Annotated in this window: 21 protein-coding genes; 7 read left to right on the top strand and 14 right to left on the bottom strand. The window is 68.4% G+C overall.

The features are described from left to right. Position 1: 1 nt before the first annotated feature. The 8 genes from rpsC to rpsJ are packed head-to-tail and all read right to left on the bottom strand — an operon-like array spanning position 2 to position 4,456. Positions 2-838 (bottom strand): 30S ribosomal protein S3, encoded by an 837-nt coding sequence (rpsC, locus tag ACN6LD_RS04900; protein ID WP_057584676.1) that lies wholly within the window; start codon positions 836-838, stop codon positions 2-4. Beyond that, entirely contained in the window at positions 838-1,185 is a 348-nt protein-coding gene (gene rplV, locus ACN6LD_RS04895; RefSeq protein ID WP_319192019.1) for a 50S ribosomal protein L22, read from the bottom strand. The genes rpsC and rplV overlap by 1 nt, the downstream gene beginning before the upstream one ends. 42 nt (positions 1,186-1,227) lie before the next feature. Continuing rightward, positions 1,228-1,509 (bottom strand): 30S ribosomal protein S19, encoded by a 282-nt coding sequence (gene rpsS / locus ACN6LD_RS04890; protein WP_018528354.1) that lies wholly within the window; start codon positions 1,507-1,509, stop codon positions 1,228-1,230. A gap of 12 nt (positions 1,510-1,521) precedes the next feature. Next, on the bottom strand, positions 1,522-2,358 hold the full coding sequence (gene rplB, locus ACN6LD_RS04885; protein WP_057584677.1) for a 50S ribosomal protein L2: 837 nt from the start codon (positions 2,356-2,358) through the stop codon (positions 1,522-1,524). A 40-nt stretch (positions 2,359-2,398) separates the two neighbouring features. Next, positions 2,399-2,818 carry a 50S ribosomal protein L23 gene (gene rplW / locus ACN6LD_RS04880; RefSeq protein WP_319192023.1) on the bottom strand — a complete coding sequence of 140 codons (420 nt, stop codon included), beginning with the start codon at positions 2,816-2,818 and terminating at the stop codon, positions 2,399-2,401. Continuing rightward, positions 2,818-3,477 carry a 50S ribosomal protein L4 gene (gene rplD / locus ACN6LD_RS04875; RefSeq protein ID WP_319192025.1) on the bottom strand — a complete coding sequence of 220 codons (660 nt, stop codon included), beginning with the start codon at positions 3,475-3,477 and terminating at the stop codon, positions 2,818-2,820. The genes rplW and rplD overlap by 1 nt, the downstream gene beginning before the upstream one ends. An 8-nt stretch (positions 3,478-3,485) precedes the next feature. Next, positions 3,486-4,130, bottom strand: a complete 645-nt coding sequence (rplC, locus tag ACN6LD_RS04870; RefSeq protein ID WP_057584680.1) for a 50S ribosomal protein L3 — start codon at positions 4,128-4,130, stop codon at positions 3,486-3,488. Between the two features lie 17 nt (positions 4,131-4,147). After that, positions 4,148-4,456, bottom strand: a complete 309-nt coding sequence (rpsJ, locus tag ACN6LD_RS04865; RefSeq protein ID WP_003948644.1) for a 30S ribosomal protein S10 — start codon at positions 4,454-4,456, stop codon at positions 4,148-4,150. Positions 4,457-4,954: 498 nt separating this feature from the next. On the opposite strand from rpsJ, the gene ACN6LD_RS04860 reads away from it, so the two are divergent. From ACN6LD_RS04860 to ACN6LD_RS04835, 6 genes are all read left to right on the top strand, one after another. Continuing rightward, entirely contained in the window at positions 4,955-5,581 is a 627-nt protein-coding gene (locus ACN6LD_RS04860; RefSeq protein ID WP_445042593.1) for a hypothetical protein, read from the top strand. After that, positions 5,578-6,333, top strand: a complete 756-nt coding sequence (locus ACN6LD_RS04855) for a hypothetical protein (RefSeq protein WP_445042592.1) — start codon at positions 5,578-5,580, stop codon at positions 6,331-6,333. Before ACN6LD_RS04860 ends, ACN6LD_RS04855 begins: the two co-directional genes overlap by 4 nt. Continuing rightward, positions 6,333-8,321: a putative T7SS-secreted protein gene (locus tag ACN6LD_RS04850; RefSeq protein WP_319192029.1), complete on the top strand. Its 1,989-nt coding sequence runs from the start codon at positions 6,333-6,335 to the stop codon at positions 8,319-8,321. Before ACN6LD_RS04855 ends, ACN6LD_RS04850 begins: the two co-directional genes overlap by 1 nt. 447 nt (positions 8,322-8,768) lie before the next feature. Beyond that, positions 8,769-9,821, top strand: coding sequence for an ADP-ribosylglycohydrolase family protein (locus ACN6LD_RS04845; protein WP_319192034.1), 1,053 nt, complete (start codon positions 8,769-8,771; stop codon positions 9,819-9,821). Beyond that, positions 9,814-10,506, top strand: coding sequence for a toxin glutamine deamidase domain-containing protein (locus ACN6LD_RS04840; protein WP_445042591.1), 693 nt, complete (start codon positions 9,814-9,816; stop codon positions 10,504-10,506). Before ACN6LD_RS04845 ends, ACN6LD_RS04840 begins: the two co-directional genes overlap by 8 nt. A gap of 276 nt (positions 10,507-10,782) precedes the next feature. After that, positions 10,783-11,091, top strand: a complete 309-nt coding sequence (locus ACN6LD_RS04835; protein ID WP_445042590.1) for a hypothetical protein — start codon at positions 10,783-10,785, stop codon at positions 11,089-11,091. Between the two features lie 3 nt (positions 11,092-11,094). On the opposite strand, the gene ACN6LD_RS04830 is transcribed toward ACN6LD_RS04835, so the two are convergent. The 6 genes from ACN6LD_RS04830 to ACN6LD_RS04805 all read right to left on the bottom strand — a co-directional run bounded on the left by ACN6LD_RS04830 (position 11,095) and on the right by ACN6LD_RS04805 (position 17,082). Continuing rightward, positions 11,095-11,169 (bottom strand): hypothetical protein, encoded by a 75-nt coding sequence (locus ACN6LD_RS04830; RefSeq protein WP_415925007.1) that lies wholly within the window; start codon positions 11,167-11,169, stop codon positions 11,095-11,097. Between the two features lie 157 nt (positions 11,170-11,326). Then, positions 11,327-12,520 (bottom strand): elongation factor Tu, encoded by a 1,194-nt coding sequence (gene tuf, locus ACN6LD_RS04825; protein WP_057584687.1) that lies wholly within the window; start codon positions 12,518-12,520, stop codon positions 11,327-11,329. 164 nt (positions 12,521-12,684) lie between these two features. After that, positions 12,685-14,811, bottom strand: coding sequence for an elongation factor G (gene fusA, locus ACN6LD_RS04820; protein ID WP_319196981.1), 2,127 nt, complete (start codon positions 14,809-14,811; stop codon positions 12,685-12,687). A 39-nt stretch (positions 14,812-14,850) separates the two neighbouring features. Next, positions 14,851-15,321 (bottom strand): 30S ribosomal protein S7, encoded by a 471-nt coding sequence (rpsG, locus tag ACN6LD_RS04815; RefSeq protein WP_020132641.1) that lies wholly within the window; start codon positions 15,319-15,321, stop codon positions 14,851-14,853. A gap of 3 nt (positions 15,322-15,324) precedes the next feature. Further along, the gene (gene rpsL / locus ACN6LD_RS04810; protein ID WP_003948652.1) at positions 15,325-15,696 is read right to left on the bottom strand and encodes a 30S ribosomal protein S12; all 372 of its coding nucleotides are present in this window, start codon (positions 15,694-15,696) and stop codon (positions 15,325-15,327) included. 255 nt (positions 15,697-15,951) lie between these two features. Then, complete coding sequence (locus ACN6LD_RS04805; RefSeq protein ID WP_445042589.1) at positions 15,952-17,082, bottom strand: glycosyltransferase family 2 protein; 1,131 nt, start codon at positions 17,080-17,082, stop codon at positions 15,952-15,954. A gap of 143 nt (positions 17,083-17,225) precedes the next feature. On the opposite strand from ACN6LD_RS04805, the gene ACN6LD_RS04800 reads away from it, so the two are divergent. Next, positions 17,226-18,503, top strand: coding sequence for a glycosyltransferase family 39 protein (locus ACN6LD_RS04800; RefSeq protein ID WP_319196984.1), 1,278 nt, complete (start codon positions 17,226-17,228; stop codon positions 18,501-18,503). The last annotated feature ends 52 nt before the right edge of the window (positions 18,504-18,555 follow it).

Genomic DNA, 18,555 nt, shown 5'->3' with positions numbered 1-18,555 from the left:
GTCAGGCCTCCGTTCCGGTGCTCTCAGCCGGAGCGGCAGCCGCCGGAGCCTCGGCCTTGGGGGCCTCGGCAGCGGGAGCCTGCTGCGGCTTACGACCGCGACCGCCACGCTCGCCACCACGGCCACCACGGGCCGGGCGGTCGGCGCCGCCGCCGCCACGGGCCGGGCGGTTGCCGGCGCGGGCTGCGGCGTTCTCGGCGCGGACCTCGGCGATGTTCTTGACGTCGCCCTTGTAGATCCAGACCTTCACGCCGATGCGGCCGAAGGTCGTCTTGGCCTCGAAGAAGCCGTAGTCCACGTTCGCGCGGAGCGTGTGCAGGGGCACGCGGCCCTCGCGGTAGAACTCCGAGCGGGACATCTCGGCGCCGCCGAGGCGGCCACCGCACTGGATCTTGATGCCCTTGGCGCCGGCCTTCATGGCGGACTGCATGCTCTTACGCATGGCCCGACGGAAGGAGACGCGGGAGGAGAGCTGCTCGGCGACGGCCTGGGCCACCAGCTGAGCGTCGACCTCGGGGTTCTTCACCTCGAGGATGTTCAGCTGGACCTGCTTCTTGGTCAGCTTCTCCAGGTCGCCGCGGATACGGTCGGCCTCGGCGCCGCGGCGGCCGATGACGATGCCCGGACGCGCGGTGTGGATGTCGACGCGGACGCGGTCACGGGTGCGCTCGATCTCCACCTTCGAGATGCCGGCGCGCTCCATGCCGGACGTCATCATCCGACGGATGGCGACGTCTTCTCCGACGTATTCCTTGTACGACTTGTCGGCGTACCAGCGGGACTTGAAGTCCGTGGTGATGCCGAGCCGGAACCCATGCGGGTTAACCTTCTGGCCCATTACCGGGATCCTTCCTTGCTGCTGAGGACCACGGTGATGTGGCTGGTCCGCTTGCGGATCCGGTACGCGCGCCCCTGGGCACGCGGACGGAACCGCTTCAGGGTCGGACCCTCGTCGACGTACGCCTCGGAGATGTAGAGGCTGTCGGCGTCAGTGTGGTCGTAGTTGTGCGCGGCGTTGGCGATGGCGCTGTCAAGCACCTTGCCGACCGGCACGCTCGCGGCCTGCGGGGCGAAACGCAGGACCGCCTGAGCCTCCGTGGCGTCCATGCCACGGATAAGGTCCACCACCCGGCGGGCCTTCATGGGCGTGACGCGGATGTACCGCGCCTGGGCCCTGGCTTCCATGGTTGTCCTTCCAGTGTCTGTCATGGTCATTCCACCCCGCTACTAGCGGCGCTTCGACTTCCGGTCGTCCTTGACGTGACCCCGGAAGGTGCGCGTCGGCGAGAACTCGCCGAGCTTGTGGCCGACCATCGACTCGGTGACAAACACCGGAATGTGGGTCTTGCCGTTGTGCACCGCGATCGTGTGGCCCAGCATGCTGGGAATGATCATCGAGCGACGGGACCAGGTCTTGATGACGTTCTTGGAACCGGCTTCGTTCTGGGCGTCCACCTTCTTTACGAGGTGTCCGTCGACGAAGGGCCCCTTCTTGAGACTGCGCGGCATCTAAACCCGCTCCTAGCGCTTCTTGTTCGTCTTGCGGCGGCGGACGATGTACTTGTTCGAAGCCTTCTTGGGCGAACGAGTACGACCCTCCTTCTGACCCCAGGGGCTGACCGGGTGGCGACCACCGGAAGTCTTGCCCTCACCACCACCGTGGGGGTGGTCAACCGGGTTCATCGCCACACCGCGAACGGTCGGGCGGACGCCCAGCCAGCGCTTGCGGCCGGCCTTGCCCCAGTTGATGTTGCTCTGCTCGGCGTTGCCGACCTCGCCGACCGTGGCGCGGCAGCGCTGGTCGACCAGGCGGATCTCACCGGACGGCATGCGGAGGTGGGCCATCGTGCCCTCCTTCGCGAGCAGCTGCACGGAGGCGCCGGCGGAGCGGGCGAACTTGGCGCCGCCACCGGGACGGATCTCGATCGCGTGGATCGTGGTACCGACCGGGATGTTGCGGATCGCCAGGTTGTTGCCCGGCTTGATGTCGGCCCCGGGACCGTTCTCGACGCGGTCACCCTGCTGCAGGTTGCGCGGGGCGAGGATGTAGCGCTTCTCACCGTCGGCGTAGTGCAGCAGCGCGATGCGCGCGGTGCGGTTGGGGTCGTACTCGATGTGCGCGACCTTCGCCGGCACGCCGTCCTTGTCGTGACGACGGAAGTCGATCACTCGGTAGGCGCGCTTGTGTCCGCCACCCTGGTGGCGAACGGTCACACGACCGGCGTTGTTACGGCCGCCCTTGCTGTGCAGCGGGCGGACCAGCGACTTCTCCGGCGTGGACCGCGTGACCTCGACGAAGTCGGCGACGCTGGAGCCACGACGGCCCGGCGTAGTCGGCTTGTACTTGCGGATTCCCATTTTTCAGTCCTCGTCCGATATCGGACGATCCGGACCGCCCTTAGGCGGTCGGACCGCCGAAGATGTCGATACGGTCGCCCTCGGCAAGGGTCACGATCGCGCGCTTGGTGCCGGCGCGCTGACCGAAACCGGTCTTGGTGCGCTTGCGCTTGCCGATGCGGTTGATCGTGTTGACGCCGGTGACCTTGACCGAGAAGACCGACTGGACGGCCTGCTTGATCTGGGTCTTGTTGGCGTTCGGGGCGACGATGAACGTGTACTTGTTCTCGTCGAGGAGCGCGTAGCTCTTCTCCGACACGACCGGCTTCAGCAGAACGTCACGGAGGTCCGTGAACGCCTTGCTGGGCGCGGTGACGACGGTGTTCTTGCCCTCGGCCTCGTGGCGCTTCGCCTTGGCGACGCGCGCGGCCTTGGCGGCCTTGGCCGCCTTGGAGGCGATGCTCGGGTGACGCGTAGCCATCAGGCGTCACTCCCTTCGGTGTCGTTGGCCTTGTTCGGGCCGGACACGAAGGACTCAAGAGCGGCCTGGGTGAAGACCACGTCGTCCGAGACGATCACGTCGTACGTGTTCAGCTGGCCCGGCTCCAGGATGTGCACCTGGGGCAGGTTGCGGGCGGACAGCCACGCGGCCTCGTCGGCGCGGTCGACGACCAGGAGCAGGTTCTTGCGCTCCGAGATCTTGCCGAACAGCGAACGAGCGGCCTTCGTGGAGGGGGTCTCGCCCTCGATCACGCCGGAGACGACGTGAATGCGGTTGTGGCGGGCCCGGTCGGTGAGGGCGTGACGCAGAGCGGCAGCCTTCATCTTCTTGGGGGTCCGCTGCGAGTAGTCACGCGGCTGCGGGCCGTGGACGACGCCACCGCCGGCGAACTGCGGCGCGCGGGTCGAGCCCTGGCGCGCACGGCCGGTGCCCTTCTGACGGTAAGGCTTCTTACCGCCACCGCGAACCTCGCCGCGGGTCTTGGTCTTGTGCGTGCCCTGACGGGCAGCCGCGTTCTGCGCGACGACGACCTGGTGGATCAGCGGGATGCTGACCTTCTCCACGCCGAAGATCTCCGCGGGGAGCTCGACGCTACCGGTCTTCTCGCCTGCAGGCGAAAGGATGTCAACAGTGCTCATCGGTTACCTCAGGCCCCCTTGGCCGCGGTGCGGACCAGGACGAGGCCGCCGTTCGGACCGGGGACAGCGCCCTTGATGAGCAGCAGACCCTTCTCCGCGTCAACGGCGTGGACGGTCAGGTTCTGGGTGGTCACGCGCTCGTTGCCCATGCGACCCGCCATGCGGAGGCCCTTGAACACGCGGCCCGGGGTGGCGCAGCCACCGATGGAACCGGGCGAGCGGTGCTTGCGCTGGGTGCCGTGACCGGCGCCGAGGCCCTTGAAGTTGTGACGCTTCATGACACCGGCGAAGCCCTTGCCCTTGCTCTTGCCGGTCACGTCGACCTTCACGCCGGCCTCGAACACCTCAGCGGTGATCTCCTGGCCCAGCGTGTACTCGGAGGCGTCCGCGGTGCGGATCTCGACGAGGTGGCGACGGGGAGTGACGTCGGCCTTGGCGAAGTGACCCTTGAGGGGCTTGTTCACCTTGCGCGGGTCGATCTCGCCGAAGGCGATCTGGACGGACTCGTAGCCGTCACTGTCGTTCGTACGGACCTGGGTCACGACGTTGGGGCTGGCCTTGACGACGGTGACCGGAACAACGCGGTTGTTCTCGTCCCACACCTGCGTCATGCCGAGCTTCTCGCCCAGGATGCCCTTGATCTGCTTGGTCATATCTCAGATCACCGGCCTCAGAGCTTGATCTCGATGTCGACACCGGCCGGGAGGTCGAGTCGCATCAGAGAGTCAACGGTCTTGGGGGTCGGGTCGAGGATGTCGATCAGGCGCTTGTGCGTGCGCATCTCGAAGTGCTCGCGCGAGTCCTTGTACTTGTGCGGCGACTTGATGACGCAGTACACGTTCTTCTCAGTGGGCAGCGGCACCGGGCCCGCGACCGACGCACCAGTGCGGGTCACCGTCTCGACGATCTTCTTCGCCGAGCTGTCGATGACCTCGTGGTCGTAGGCCTTGAGCCGGATGCGGATCTTCTGTCCCGCCATGGCTACTCAGTAGTCCTGTCTCTTTGTCCGCTCCGGAACCCGATGTTCCATTTCACCTTCTCCTCCGACCCACGCGGTCGGGCGTGTCGCTCTCCCGCTGACACAGATGTCCCTTGTTCGAACATCCCTGCGGAATGCACACGGCCCTTCCGGAACCGCAAGCCGGGGGCGGAAGGCCCACCGGGCGCCTGGCCGGTGCCGCACTGCGCTTCCCGAAAGATTCCCGTACGTCCGCCCCAGCGCTGCCATCAGGCAGTTAGGGCGACGAGTACTGTGGGACTCGCTTCCGGTCCTCCCGGCGGGAGGCGCACAGCATCAACACTCGACCGAGCAACTCCGACAGTCTGCCATATGGGGCACGCCCTCCGCCAATCGGGCCGGAGACAATACCCCGGACGTGACGCAGGTCAAACGCAGGGTGTGGAGAGTGTGTGCGCGCCGGGTGCCTGCGCGCCCCGGAACGACTTCCGGTGACAGGTCCTCGCCATAATCGACGTCATGTCTGAGCACGGGGGCAAGGCGAGCGGACCGCCCGAGAACAGGGTTCCCAGGTCACGTCTCGAGGACTACGCGGAGATGACGGCCCCGCCGCGCGAGCCGTCGGAGGGGCGAGGGGCGCCGTTCGCACCGGAGTGGGCGGCCGCACCGGAACCGGTGGCTGAACCGGAGCCGGTGGCTGAACGGGAGCCGGTAGCCGCACCCGCGCGGGTTCCCGCGTCGGCCGCGGACGACCCGGAGGCCGAGGCCCGGCGGCGGTGGTTCGCCGCTCTGCTGGAGGAGTTCCGGCAGACGGCCGTGCTGGTCCCCCTGGGCGACGGACCCGGCCCCGACAGCGAACGGGGTCTGCTCACCGCCGACCTGGGCGGCGTCCGGTTCATCCTGGCGTTCTCCGACGAACAGGCGCTGTCCCGGTACGCCCTGGCCCGGGGCGAGTATCACCGCGAGTGGACCTACCAGACGATCCTCGGCGCCCGGCTGCTGGACGTGGCCGTGCCCGCGGCGGGGGTCCCCTGCGGAGTGGCGCTGGACTGCGCGGACGGGCCGGACGGCGCGGTGTTCCCGCCGGTCGCGGGCGTCGTACCGGACGAGGTGGCCGTGGATCGTGAGCAGGGGGGCGCCTGGTGAGCGGCGGTGACGAGCAGTTGACCGGTGGCGGCGTGCCGGCGAACGGCGCGTGGGCGCCCGTGAACGGTGGCGGCGCGCCGATGAGCGCGGCCGGCGAGCCGGACCTCAAGGCCGTCGGCCTGGAGCTGATCGCCAGAGGTCTGACCGAGGCGCTGGGCGAGCTCAAGGAACTCGGCATGGTCGGCATGGCCGGTGCGGGGCGGGGCTTCGGCGATCTGTCCCTCTCGGGGCTGGACCTCGGGCACGACGGGCTGACCGAGACGTTCGGCTCGTTCTGCGAGCGCTGGGAGTGGGGCGTGCGCTCCCTGATCAACGAGGGCAACGGTTTCGCCGTCAAGACCGGTCTCGCGGCCGGCACCCTCCACGAGACCGAGGAATACGTCGGGGGCACGTTCAAGGTGGTCACCAACTCCCTCATCGGCAATCCGTACGCCTCCGAGGACGAGGTCACCCGGATGGGCTGGGGCGACATCGCCACCTCCGGGGTCTTCAGCGGCGACGTCGACTACAGCAAGGAGTCCTTCGACCAGGCGGGCGAGAACATCAAGCAGGGCTGGAAGGACGCCGGCCGCGATGTGATGACCTCTGGGACCGTCGGACCCCTCGGCCTCAACCCCGAGAACTTCCACGACACGTTCGGGGTCTCGGACGCCGAGTACGACAAAATGCTGGACGACACCTTCGGGCCCTCGCCCGAGGCCCGCGCCCAGGCGGCCCAGGCCGCCCAGCAGCAGCAGGGCGGGGAGGGCTGATGGGGATCGTCGACGACATCAAGGGCGGTCTGAACAGCGGCCTGGAGTACGGCGAGAAGCTCGTCGACGAGGGCAAGAAGAAGCTCGGCGAGGGCATCGACTACGCCACCGACAAGGCCGGCGACGGGCTCGACCGCATAGGCCTGCACGACGCCGCCGACGCCGTGGAGGACTTCGGCGACGAACTCGCCTCCGACCTCGGCGCCACCCCCGGGGAACAACAGCTCGGCCAGACCGAGCAGGCCGACGAGCTCGTGCACGGCAACCCCGGGAAGATCCGGGCGAGCGCCAAGCACCTCAAGGACTTCCAGGCCGCGTTCGACAAGGTCGGCGTCGGTATGAAGAAGGTCGACTCGGCCGGCTGGAAGGGGGTGGGCGGCGACGCCTTCCGCGAGAAGTTCGGCGTGCATCCCATGAAGTGGCTGTACGCGGCCGACGCCTGCGAGGCGGCCGGCGTGGCTCTGGACGCCTACGCGGAAACGGTCGAGTGGGCCCAGCGGCAGGCCCAGGAGGCCGTCGAGCAGTACAAGAAGGGCAAGAAGGCCTCCGTGGACGCCGTGGAGGCGTACAACAAGAAGGTCGACGCCTACAACGCCAAGATCAAGGCCGATCAGGATCCCGGACCGGAGCCCGAGCCCTTCCACGATCCGGGCATCGACGGGATGAGGGCGGCGCGGGCCAGACTCGCCCAGGCCCGCAAGCAGCGCAACCTCATCGCCGCCGAGGCGCAGACCCAGGTCAAGGCGGCGCTCGCCCACGCCCCCGCCGAACCACCGCCGCTGGACCGGCTCGGCAACGACCTGATCGACGGCTACCAGGCCTACAACACCGAGCTCACGCATGTCGTCGGCGGAGCCCTCAAGGGCACGGCGGGGCTGCTGAACTTCGTGCGCGGACTCAACCCCACGGACCCGTACAACCTCACGCATCCGGCCGCGTACATCCAGAACGTCAACATGACGCTGGCCGGCCTCGTCTCCACCGCCGCACACCCCGAACGCGTCGTCCAGGCGACGGTGGACGGCTTCACCAAGGACCCTTCCGAGTTCACCGGCAGACTCCTGCCCGAACTGCTCGGGACGAAGGGCGCGGGACTGGCCCGGACCGGAATCCGCCTGGGCTTGAAGGAGGGGCTGGAGGCCGGCGCCTCGAACCTGGCGTCCAGGGGGGTACGGGTCGGCGACGAACTGGCCCCGACCGGTCGCGCACTCCACGCGGACACGGTGGACCCTGCGGCGGCGCAGAGATTCCTGGACGAGAGCTATCCGGAGGTCAGGGACCTCAACGGCGGGTCGCCGGGCCACGGGTTCCAGCACTCTCAGCAGGTCACGGACGATGTCTGGGACGCCCTCACCGACGCACAGCGCCACGAGGTGGGCGCCGCCGAGCTGGCGGACGGCGCGGTGTCGTTCAAGGACCCGGACGCGGCGATCGCGTACGGCCGGGATCAGTGGAATCACTATGTGGAGAACCTTCCGGAGTCGGCCAAGGACGCCCTCCGGGACTACAGCAAGGAGCCTCCCATCGTGGGCGCGCCTGGCTCGGCCACGTACAAGGAGATGAACGGCTTTCTGCGGGGCAACGAGGACTTCGGCACCCCGGAGGTGCTGCGCAATATCGACGAGGTCGACCGGGCGCTCGCCGGCAGTCCGATTCCAGAGGATGTCATGGTTGTACGCGGCACCGGAATCAGCCACATCGATTTCAATGAGATCGAGGACCTCGTCGGCCAGAAAATAGCTGACCCGGGATACACATCAAGTTCGCTCGGAAATCATCCGGTTCCGAGTTTCCAGGGACAGGACGCGATTCTGCGCTTGCGCGTTCCCGAAGGCACGCACGGTGCATGGATCGAGAAGGTCAGCGATTTCGGGGTGACCGAACGGGAGTTGTTGCTCGGTCGGGGGATGAGTTACAAAGTCACCCGGGCGTTCAAGGACGAGAACGGCCAGTACCAGATCTACGGCGAAGTGCTGCCGGGTAGTTAGGAGCGGACGCTGATGGAACCGCAACCGAAGAAGAATCCCCGCTTCGAAGCCGATATGGCGTTCGTGGTGACGGGAGGGCCGCCGCGCTACGCCCGCCACACGGGCAAGCCCGTCCGGTACCTGTCCGTGGCCGACGCCGAGAATCGGGTGATCGGCTATGTGTGGGCCAACGACGAGGACGTGGCTGGGGGCATCCGGATCCGCAGCGACGCGAGCCCAGCAGCGCACAACGAGTTCGGGGCGTGGGGAAGGCGGCTGCGCGACGCCAAAAGGCGCGGCATCCCCCCCACCCAGGCCCTCGCCGAAATGATCCGGGACTCGCCCTTCAGTCCCCGCAGTCATGTCGTCCCCGGCTCGCTCTCCGAAGCGCCGAGCATCATCGTCGTCGACGATCTCGCCGGGAAAGAATGGCGGCTGAACCGGGTCAAGGACGGCGCGACGGGCACGATGTTCGGCCTGGCCATCGGGGACGCACTGGGCTACCCGACCGAGTTCCTCACCCTGGAGCGGATGGCCGCCCGGTACGGCGCCTGGCGGGACCTGGAGCTGCCCCTCACCGAAGGCGTGGCGCTGGTGACCGACGACACCCAGATGGCGCTGGCCGTCGGGGACGCGCTGCTGGACGTCACGCAGGACTCCGTCGCGGACTTCTCCGCCGAGACGCTCGAACCGGCTCTGCGGGCCCACTTCGTCCGGTGGCTGCGCTCCCCCGACAACAACCGCGCGCCGGGGCAGACGTGCCTGACCGCCTGTGCCGCGCTCGAACGCGGCGGGCCGTGGCAGGCGGCGAGTGTGCTGGGGTCCAAGGGGTGCGGCGCCAACATGCGAGTCGCTCCGGTCGGCCTGGTCCCGGGCCTGAGCGCCGAACAGCGGGCCGGAGCAGCCCAGTTGCAGGCCGCGCTGACGCACGGCCATCCCACCGCGCTCGCCGCGAGCGACCTGACGGCCCATGCCGTCTGGCTCCTCACCCACAACTGCGCTCCGGTGGAACTCCTCCACTGGCTGCGCCACTACGCCCTGAAGTCGCGAACGACCTACCACGCCGCGTGGCTCGGGGACCTGGCTCAGCGAGCGGGGGCCGCTGACCCCGCGGCGTACATCGCCCACGGCTGGGACGAGTGCCTGCGCGCCCTGGACACCGTCGAGGCGGCGCTGCGTGCTCCGGATCCTGAGCGGGACCCTTGCGCGGCGGTCGGTGCGGGCTGGATCGCCGAGGAAGCGCTCGCAGCGGGCCTGTACTGCTTCCTTCTCTTTCCCGAGGAGCCGGTGACCGCGCTGCGCCGGGCGGCATGGTCGTCGGGCGACTCGGACTCGATCGCGGCGCTGGCGGGGGCGTTCGCCGGGGCTTCGGTGGGCGCGCCCGCCTGGCCGGGCGCCTGGTATCGCGGCGTCGAGCACCGTGAGCGGATCCTCATGATGGTCGGCCCCTGGAACACGGGCACGACCTCGCGCGGCTCGCGTGATTCCGGTGGCTCTCGGGGTGGCCGCGGCCGTGGCTGAGGTGTCGCACCCGGTGCAGCGGGCGACGGCCTGGCTCCGGCACACCTACGGCGGTCTCGTCGAGCCGGCCACGCCACACCCGGTGCACGAGACGGAGACCGCCTGGCTGCTGGCCTGCCGGACGGTGCCCCAACCGGGATATCCGCGGACGCCGATGCTGGCGGCCTCGGTCGTGGTCCCCAAGGACGGTACGGTCCCCTTCCACCCGGCCCCCGCCGACCCGCTCGCCGATCTGACCCCACCCGCCTCCCCTTCGGAAGCGGTCGCTCGTGTCCAGGGCCAGCCTCGCCGCATCAACGCCCGGGGCTGCACCGTCGCCCTTCACACGGTCATCTCGGGCGCCCCCTCCACGCCCCTCCCCTGGCGCCCCTCCGACGAAGCCCCCGGCTGGGTGGCCCGCCTGATGCGCCGCTACTTCGCCGACTTCGCCCACACCCCGGCCGGCACCTGGGACGACGTGATCAGGGCGATGTCGGAACCCGGCCCGGACACCAGGGGCGTGATCTGGCTGCGCCGGGAGATCGGCGGCCAAGAGGCGACGGGCAACCTCCTCTACGCCCACAACAACATGGGCAGGGTGGTGTTCCTCGACAGCCTGAACTCGTCCCTGGCCCGTCTGGAAACGTCCCACGTCCGCGAACTGACCCTGCTTCGAGCCGTGCCTGCGCCTCCGGCGACATTGTGAAGCTCGCGAGGAGCAGTCCGCCGGACGGCTTCTGAGGATTTCCAGGTGGGCCGTCTCCGTCGACGCGGGGATATCGGCGGTTCGACTGTCGGCTCCACAGCGTCCCCCATGCCGAAGCCGTGGGGCTCGAGCGAAGAGGCGGCCTGCATGGTGGGCCCTGCGCCCTCCCCCCTTGACCCTGCTTGCTGCCGGGTACCACTACTCAGGCGGAACGCGTGCGCGAATGAGTAGGCGACCGGATGCCGCCGGGGCCCCGACGCCGGTGGGATGGAAGCCATGACGACACAGACCGCGGGTGCCCCGCTTCACGAGATCCACAAGACGTGGTGGAGAGCCCCCTTCGTGGCCTCCGTGTTCGGACTGCCGGTTCTCGCCACGGAGTACGCCGTCATCCTGGACCACGACGGCATGGGGCAGTACGGCGGCATGATCTACACGGCTGTGACCCTGTACGTCCTCGCCTGGGTCCTGCCACACCGTCTCTCGCTCCGGACGCCCCGCATCCTGGCGGCCGGCGCGGCGCTGCTGATCACGCTCTTTCCGGTGGGCCTCCTGGTACTGCTGGCCGCGGTGGTCTCCGCCTGACGCCTACGTCACGAACTCCGTCCAGGCGGCCGGGGCGACCCGGAACGCGGGGTCGTCGAAGAGCCAGGAGTCACGCACCGGGACGGCGGCGGGGGTGGCGGCGACCTCCCCCGGCGCCCCGCCTGATCGAACCGCCCCCGGCGCCGCCCACGCGAGAGGGCCCGTACGACCGGAGTCGTACGGGCCCTCTCAGGTTGCTCAGCTCAGGCTGGAGCTACCAGGTCGACCAACAGACTTACTTGTTGATCTTGGTGACCTGGCCGGCGCCGACCGTCCGGCCACCCTCACGGATGGCGAACTTCAGGCCCTCTTCCATGGCGACGGGCTGGATGAGCTCCACCTTCATCTCGGTGTTGTCACCCGGCATGACCATCTCGGTGCCCTCGGGGAGGGTCACGACGCCGGTCACGTCCGTCGTACGGAAGTAGAACTGCGGACGGTAGTTGTTGAAGAAGGGGGTGTGACGGCCACCCTCGTCCTTCGACAGGATGTAGGCCTGGGCCTCGAACTCGGTGTGCGGCGTGACCGAACCCGGCTTGATGATGACCTGGCCGCGCTCGACGTCCTCGCGCTTGATGCCACGAAGCAGCAGACCGACGTTCTCACCGGCCTGGCCCTCGTCGAGCAGCTTGCGGAACATCTCGATGCCGGTGACCGTGGTGGTGGTCTTGTCCTGCTTGATGCCGATGATGTCGACGGTCTCGTTGACCTTCAGGACACCACGCTCGATACGGCCGGTGACGACCGTACCGCGACCGGTGATCGTGAAGACGTCCTCGACGGGCATGAGGAACGGCTTGTCGACGTCACGCTCGGGGGTCGGGATCGACTCGTCGACCGCGGCCATGAGCTCCAGGACGGTCTTCGCCCACTCCGGGTCGCCCTCGAGGGCCTTGAGCGCCGAGACCTTGACGACCGGCAGGTCGTCGCCCGGGAACTCGTACTCGGAGAGGAGCTCACGGACCTCGAGCTCGACGAGCTCCAGGATCTCCTCGTCGTCCACCATGTCGGCCTTGTTCAGGGCGACGACGATGTACGGAACGCCGACCTGGCGGGCCAGGAGCACGTGCTCCTTGGTCTGCGGCATCGGGCCGTCGGTGGCGGCGACAACGAGGATGGCGCCGTCCATCTGCGCCGCACCCGTGATCATGTTCTTGATGTAGTCCGCGTGACCGGGGCAGTCGACGTGGGCGTAGTGACGCGTCTCGGTCTGGTACTCGACGTGCGCGATGGAGATGGTGATACCGCGCTGGCGCTCCTCAGGAGCCTTGTCGATCTGGTCGAAGGCCGAGGCCTCGTTCAGGTCCGGGTACGCGTCGTGCAGCACCTTGGTAATGGCGGCCGTGAGGGTCGTCTTACCGTGGTCGATGTGACCGATGGTGCCGATGTTGACGTGCGGCTTAGTCCGCTCGAACTTCGCCTTCGCCACTGGGGTCCTCCTGGGAGTGGTTCTGGAACGCCTTGCTTCATCGGCGCCAGGTGATCTTTGCTGTCAAATCCCGGGGCCGGGGCAAACACCCACGATCCTTGACGAATGCGGGTGGTTGCCCCAGAGGCTCCGGAGTCAAGCCTAAAGCGTGTGAACGCGGTGCGTTACTCGCCCTTGGCCTTCGCGATGATCTCCTCGGCGACGTTCCGCGGAACCTCGGCGTAGGAGTCGAACTGCATCGAGTAGCTTGCGCGACCCGACGTCTTGCTGCGGAGGTCGCCGACGTAGCCGAACATCTCCGACAGGGGCACCAGGCCCTTGACGACGCGGGCACCGGCCCGCTCCTCCATGGCCTGGATCTGACCACGGCGGGAGTTGATGTCGCCGATGACCTCGCCCATGTAGTCCTCGGGCGTGGTGACCTCGACGGCCATCATCGGCTCGAGCAGCACGGGGCTGGCCTTGCGCGCGGCCTCCTTGAAGGCCTGCGAACCGGCGATCTTGAAGGCGAGCTCGGAGGAGTCCACCTCGTGGTAGCCGCCGTCGAGCAGGGTGACGCGCACGCCGGTCATCTCGTAACCGGCGAGGATGCCGAACTGCATGGCCTCCTGCGCACCGGCGTCGACCGAAGGGATGTACTCCTTCGGGATACGACCACCGGTCACCTTGTTCACGAACTCGTACGAGGCGTCGCCGCCCTCGATCGGCTCGATCGCGATCTGCACCTTGGCGAACTGGCCGGTACCGCCGGTCTGCTTCTTGTGCGTGTAGTCGACCCGGTCGACCGCCTTGCGGATGGTCTCGCGGTAGGCGACCTGCGGCTTGCCGACGTTGGCCTCGACCTTGAACTCACGGCGCATCCGGTCGACCAGCACCTCGAGGTGCAGTTCGCCCATGCCGCCGATGATGGTCTGGCCGGTCTCCTCGTCCGAGTGGACCTGGAACGACGGGTCCTCCTCGGCCAGGCGCTGGATCGCGATGCCCAGCTTCTCCTGGTCGCCCTTCGACTTGGGCTCGATGGCGACCTGGATGACCGGAGCCGGGAAGTCCATGGACTCCAGGATCACCGGGTTCTTGTCGTCGCACAGCGTCTCGCCGGTCGTGGTCTGCTTCAGACCCATGACGGCGACGATGTCGCCGGCGCCGACCGCCTCGATCTCCTCACGCTTGTTCGCGTGCATGCGGTAGATCTTGCCGATGCGCTCCTTCTTGCCCTTGACGGAGTTCAGCACGGCAGTGCCGGACACCAGGCGGCCCGAGTAGACCCGGACGAAGGTGAGCTTGCCCAGGTGCGGGTCGCTCATGATCTTGAACGCGAGGGCGGACAGCGGCTCGTCCTCGGACGGCTTGCGCTTGACGACCTGCTCCGGGTCCTTGACGTCGTGGCCCTCGATGGCCTCGACGTCCAGGGGGGAGGGCAGGTAGCGCACGACCGCGTCGAGCAGGGGCTGGACGCCCTTGTTCTTGAACGCGGTGCCACAGAACACCGGGGTGACGGTGACGCCGTCGGACTTGCCGGACGCGATGGTGATACGACGGATCGCGGCGTACAGCTGCTCCACGGAAGGCTCCTGGCCCTCCAGGTACAGCTCCATGATCTCGTCGTCGTTCTCGGCGACGGTCTCGACGAGCTTGCCGCGGTACTCCTCGGCAGCCTCGGTGTGGGTGGCCGGGATGTCGACGACGTCGTACATCTCGCCCTTCTCCGCCTCGGCGGACCACACGAAGGCCTTCATCGTGACCAGGTCGACGACGCCCTTGAAGTCGGCCTCGGCACCGATCGGGAGCTGCATCACGATCGGCGTCGCACCGAGGCGGCTGCTGATCATGTCGACACAGCGGTGGAACTCGGCACCGGTCCGGTCGAGCTTGTTGACGAAGCAGATGCGCGGCACGCCGTAGCGGTCCGCCTGACGCCAAACGGTCTCGGACTGGGGCTCGACACCCGCGACGCCGTCGAACACCGTCACGGCGCCGTCGAGCACGCGCAGGGAACGCTCCACCTCGACGGTGAAGTCGACGTGACCCGGGGTGTCGATGATGTTGATGGTGTGGTCGACGTCGGCAAGCGGCCAGTGACAGGTGGTGGCAGCAGAGGTGATCGTGATGCCACGCTCCTGCTCCTGCTCCATCCAGTCCATGGTCGCGGCGCCGTCGTGGACCTCACCGATCTTGTAGGAGACGCCGGTGTAGAACAGGATCCGCTCGGTGGTGGTCGTCTTGCCCGCGTCGATGTGGGCCATGATCCCGATGTTGCGGACCTTGGCCAGGTCAAGTGAAGTGGTAGCCATAAGGCTTTCGTCTTCTCTCGGTCTCGATGTGGGTAGCGACTACCAGCGGTAGTGCGCGAAGGCCTTGTTGGACTCGGCCATCTTGTGGGTGTCCTCGCGCTTCTTCACAGCGGCGCCGAGGCCGTTGGACGCGTCGAGAAGCTCGTTGAGCAGGCGCTCGGTCATGGTCTTCTCGCGACGGGCGCGGGAGTAGCCGACGAGCCAGCGCAGAGCAAGGGTGCTCGCGCGGCCGGGCTTGACCTCGATCGGGACCTGGTAGGTCGCGCCACCGACACGGCGGGACTTGACCTCGATGGTCGGCTTGATGTTCTCGAGAGCGCGCTTCAGCGTGATGACCGGGTCGTTGCCGGTCTTCTCGCGCAGGCCCTCCATGGCGCCGTAGACGATGCGCTCGGCGGTGGAGCGCTTGCCGTTCAGCAGCACCTTGTTGATGAGCGACGTGACAAGAGGAGAACCGTAGACCGGGTCGATGATGACCGGGCGCTTCGGGGCAGGGCCCTTACGAGGCATTGTTTACTTCTCCTTCTTGGCGCCGTAGCGGCTGCGGGCCTGCTTGCGGTTCTTGACACCCTGGGTGTCGAGGGAGCCGCGGATGATCTTGTAGCGAACACCCGGCAGGTCCTTCACACGGCCGCCGCGCACGAGCACGATGGAGTGCTCCTGCAGGTTGTGTCCCTCACCCGGAATGTAAGCAGTGACCTCGATACCGCTGGTCAGACGCACACGCGCGACCTTACGCAGGGCCGAGTTCGGCTTCTTCGGGGTGGTCGTGAACACACGCGTGCAGACGCCGCGACGCTGGGGCGAACCCTCGAGTGCGGGCGTCTTGTTCTTCTCGACCTTGTCCTGCCGGCCCTTACGGACCAGCTGCTGGATCGTAGGCACTACTTCTCCGGTTTCTGTGTGCCGAATGGTGAAGCTAACCTGGAACTTCGCCGACCCACGCGGTCGGGTGTGTCGGACCCGCGGACTTCCGCCGCGAGGCAGAAAGGGGCGCAGATCGCGGTGGCCATTGCTACGGCCCCGGTGCGGTTGCAGACACGCACATGGGCCAGGGCACACCCCAGGCACAAGGTCTGAGCGTACCTAGCGCACCGACTCCGGTCAAAACAAAGGCCCAGTCACCGACACGCCGGAGGTTTAAGAGCCCTGTCTCAGCCCCTGTGCCACGCGGGTCGCGGCGTCCTCGGAACCCGCCGGCGGCCCCGCGGGGGACGGCACCGACGCTCCGGCGTCGGTTCCGATGCCGGTCCCGGTTCCGATGCCGGTCCCGGTCCCGGTCCCGGTCCCGGTCCCCACCGCCGTGTCCCGGCCACCCGCCGCAGTGTCGTGGCCGATGAAGTACGTCGGACGGTTCTGCACAGCCGTGTAGATGCGGCCCACGTACTCGCCGAGCAGCCCGACGCAGACCAGCTGCACGGCGCCGATGAACAGCACGCCGATGAAGAGGGACGTCCAGCCGGGCACGGTGTGCTGGAAGGCGTGGGCGCTCAGCGTGTAGACCATCAGGCCGAGACAGACCAGGAAGGCGAAGCCGCCCAGCCAGGTGGCGATGCGCAGCGGTGCGGCGGAAAAGCCGGTGACGCTGTCGACGGCGAGCCGGATCATCCGGCCGAGGGGGTACTTGCTCTGCCCGGCGGGCCGCGGGGCCCGCTCGTAGGTGACCTGGCCGCTGGGAAAGCCCAGCCAGGGCACGAGGAGACGGTAGACGCGCTGCTGGTCGGGCAGGGCCTTCAGGGCGTCCACGGCGGCCCGGCTGAGCAGCCGGAAGTCACCGGCATGGGCCGGCACCGACGGGCCCGCCAGGCGGCGGACGAGGCGGTAGTACAGGCCCGCCGTCCACCGCTTGAAGCCGGTGTCGCTGGCCCGGTCGGCGCGGATGCCGTAGACGATGTCCAGGCTCTCGGCGCGGGCCAGCGCGAGCATGTCGGGGATCTTCTCGGGCGGGTCCTGGAGGTCGGCGTCGATGCTGACGACGTACGCGCCGACCGCCCGGTCCAGTCCGGCGGTCAGGGCGGCCTGATGGCCGGAATTGCGGCGCAGGCCGATGACGCGCAGCTGCGGCCAGCCGAGCCGGAACGCGGCCAGCAGCTCCGCCGTGCGGTCCGTGCTGCCGTCGTCCACCGCCACGACCTCGTGCTCGACGCCGAGCCCGGAGAGGACCGGGCGCAGCCGGCTGACGAGCGCGGGCAGCACCTCCTCCTCGTTGTACATGGGTATGACGACCGACAAGACGGTCGGCGCCGCCGTGGTCTTCGACGCTTCGGCCACCCGTCCTCCCCCAACCTGTGGTGCGCATGTGCGACTCTGTTGCGATCTTATGACCACACTCTTTTGAGCAGACTTCACGATCATCCGGACAGCAGCGCCGCCGCCCTGGACGTCCGGCGGTCGGCCGAGGGGGGACCCCAGCCATGAGCACGGCTTCCAGCGACACGGCGACGGACCCCGCCGTGCCCGGCGGGCCGGAGAAGCGGCCAGGAACCCTGCGCCGCCTCACCCTGCCGGACGGTGTACGACCGTACCGCGCCCCGCTGCTCCTCTACGGTGTGACGAAGCTCGTGGGTCTGTCGGTGTTCGCCTGGCTCCTGGAGTGGGCCGACGAGTACCAGAAGAAGAACCCGCGCTTCGGCGGCGGCGCCCACTGGTGGGACGTGCTCGCCACCTGGGACGGCTGGTGGTACCTCCAGGTCGCCGAGAAGGGCTACGACCCCGGCCCGCTGGAGCGGCTCGCCCCGGGCGGGCTGTTCACCGTCAAGCAGAACTCGGTCGCCTTCTTCCCGCTCTACCCGGGCCTGATCCGCGGCGTCTCCGAGGTCACCGGCCTCGGACTGTACGGCTCCGGGATCCTGGTGTCGGTGGTGGCGTCCTTCGTGGCGGCCGCCGGCGTCTACGCGGTGGTCTCCACGCTCGCCGGTGCGCGGGCCGGCACGATCGCGGCCGGCCTGTGGGCCGTGGTGCCCGGCGCGGGCGTCGAGTGGGCGGTCTACTCGGAGTCCGTCTTCGTCGCCATCGCGACCTGGTGCTGCTACTGCGTGATGAAGCGCCGCTGGGTGGCGGCCGGACTGCTCGCCTTCCTGGCCGGGCTCAACCGGCCCACCTCCGCCGCCCTCATCGGCGCCGTCGGCCTCGCCGCGATCGTGACCCTCGCCCGGCGCGACAGCAGGCGCGAGCACGGGGTGGCGGGGCCCCTCTACGCCATGTTCGCCGCCCCGCTCGGCCTGCTCACGTACGTCGCCTGGGTCGGCCTCAGCTCGGGCGACCTCACCGCGTACTTCACGCTCCAGCGCGAGGGCTGGGCGCACTACTTCGACTTCGGCAAGTACACCTGGGACGTGCTCGCCAACACCGCGGTCGGACGCCACGACTACCTGTTCGCGTTCTCCGTCCCGGATCTCCTCGCCGTCCAGGTGGTCCTGGCTCTGCCGTTCCTCATCGCGCTGATGCTGCGCAAGAAGCCGCCGCTGGTGCTGGTCGCGTACACACTGGCGAGCGTGATCACCGTGCTGGGCACCCAGCAGATGTTCGGCAACACGGGCCGCTACCTCCTCCCGGCCTTCCCCCTGCTGCTCGCGCCGGCCGCGGCCATGAGCCGGCTGAAGTGGCCGAGCCTCGCGGTGTTCTTCACGACGGCGGCCCTCGCCTCCGGGTGGTACGCGCATTACGTGATCTTCGAACTGGGAATCCCGTAGCCGGTCCGGGGCCCGCCGGCGGCGCCGCCCGACGCGTCCCGCACCCCCGACC

The sequence above is a fragment of the Streptomyces sp. SAS_272 genome (genome assembly GCF_052543235.1).
This window is presented reverse-complemented; position numbering and strand designations above follow the sequence as displayed.

Coding starts and splice junctions, on each gene's coding strand:
- rpsC (WP_057584676.1), bottom strand. CDS start 838: ATGGGCCAGAAGGTTAACCCGCATGGGTTCCGGCTCGGCATCACCACG.
- rplV (WP_319192019.1), bottom strand. CDS start 1,185: ATGGAAGCCAGGGCCCAGGCGCGGTACATCCGCGTCACGCCCATGAAG.
- rpsS (WP_018528354.1), bottom strand. CDS start 1,509: ATGCCGCGCAGTCTCAAGAAGGGGCCCTTCGTCGACGGACACCTCGTA.
- rplB (WP_057584677.1), bottom strand. CDS start 2,358: ATGGGAATCCGCAAGTACAAGCCGACTACGCCGGGCCGTCGTGGCTCC.
- rplW (WP_319192023.1), bottom strand. CDS start 2,818: ATGGCTACGCGTCACCCGAGCATCGCCTCCAAGGCGGCCAAGGCCGCC.
- rplD (WP_319192025.1), bottom strand. CDS start 3,477: ATGAGCACTGTTGACATCCTTTCGCCTGCAGGCGAGAAGACCGGTAGC.
- rplC (WP_057584680.1), bottom strand. CDS start 4,130: ATGACCAAGCAGATCAAGGGCATCCTGGGCGAGAAGCTCGGCATGACG.
- rpsJ (WP_003948644.1), bottom strand. CDS start 4,456: ATGGCGGGACAGAAGATCCGCATCCGGCTCAAGGCCTACGACCACGAG.
- ACN6LD_RS04860 (WP_445042593.1), top strand. CDS start 4,955: ATGTCTGAGCACGGGGGCAAGGCGAGCGGACCGCCCGAGAACAGGGTT.
- ACN6LD_RS04850 (WP_319192029.1), top strand. CDS start 6,333: ATGGGGATCGTCGACGACATCAAGGGCGGTCTGAACAGCGGCCTGGAG.
- ACN6LD_RS04845 (WP_319192034.1), top strand. CDS start 8,769: ATGTTCGGCCTGGCCATCGGGGACGCACTGGGCTACCCGACCGAGTTC.
- ACN6LD_RS04835 (WP_445042590.1), top strand. CDS start 10,783: ATGACGACACAGACCGCGGGTGCCCCGCTTCACGAGATCCACAAGACG.
- fusA (WP_319196981.1), bottom strand. CDS start 14,811: ATGGCTACCACTTCACTTGACCTGGCCAAGGTCCGCAACATCGGGATC.
- rpsG (WP_020132641.1), bottom strand. CDS start 15,321: ATGCCTCGTAAGGGCCCTGCCCCGAAGCGCCCGGTCATCATCGACCCG.
- ACN6LD_RS04800 (WP_319196984.1), top strand. CDS start 17,226: ATGAGCACGGCTTCCAGCGACACGGCGACGGACCCCGCCGTGCCCGGC.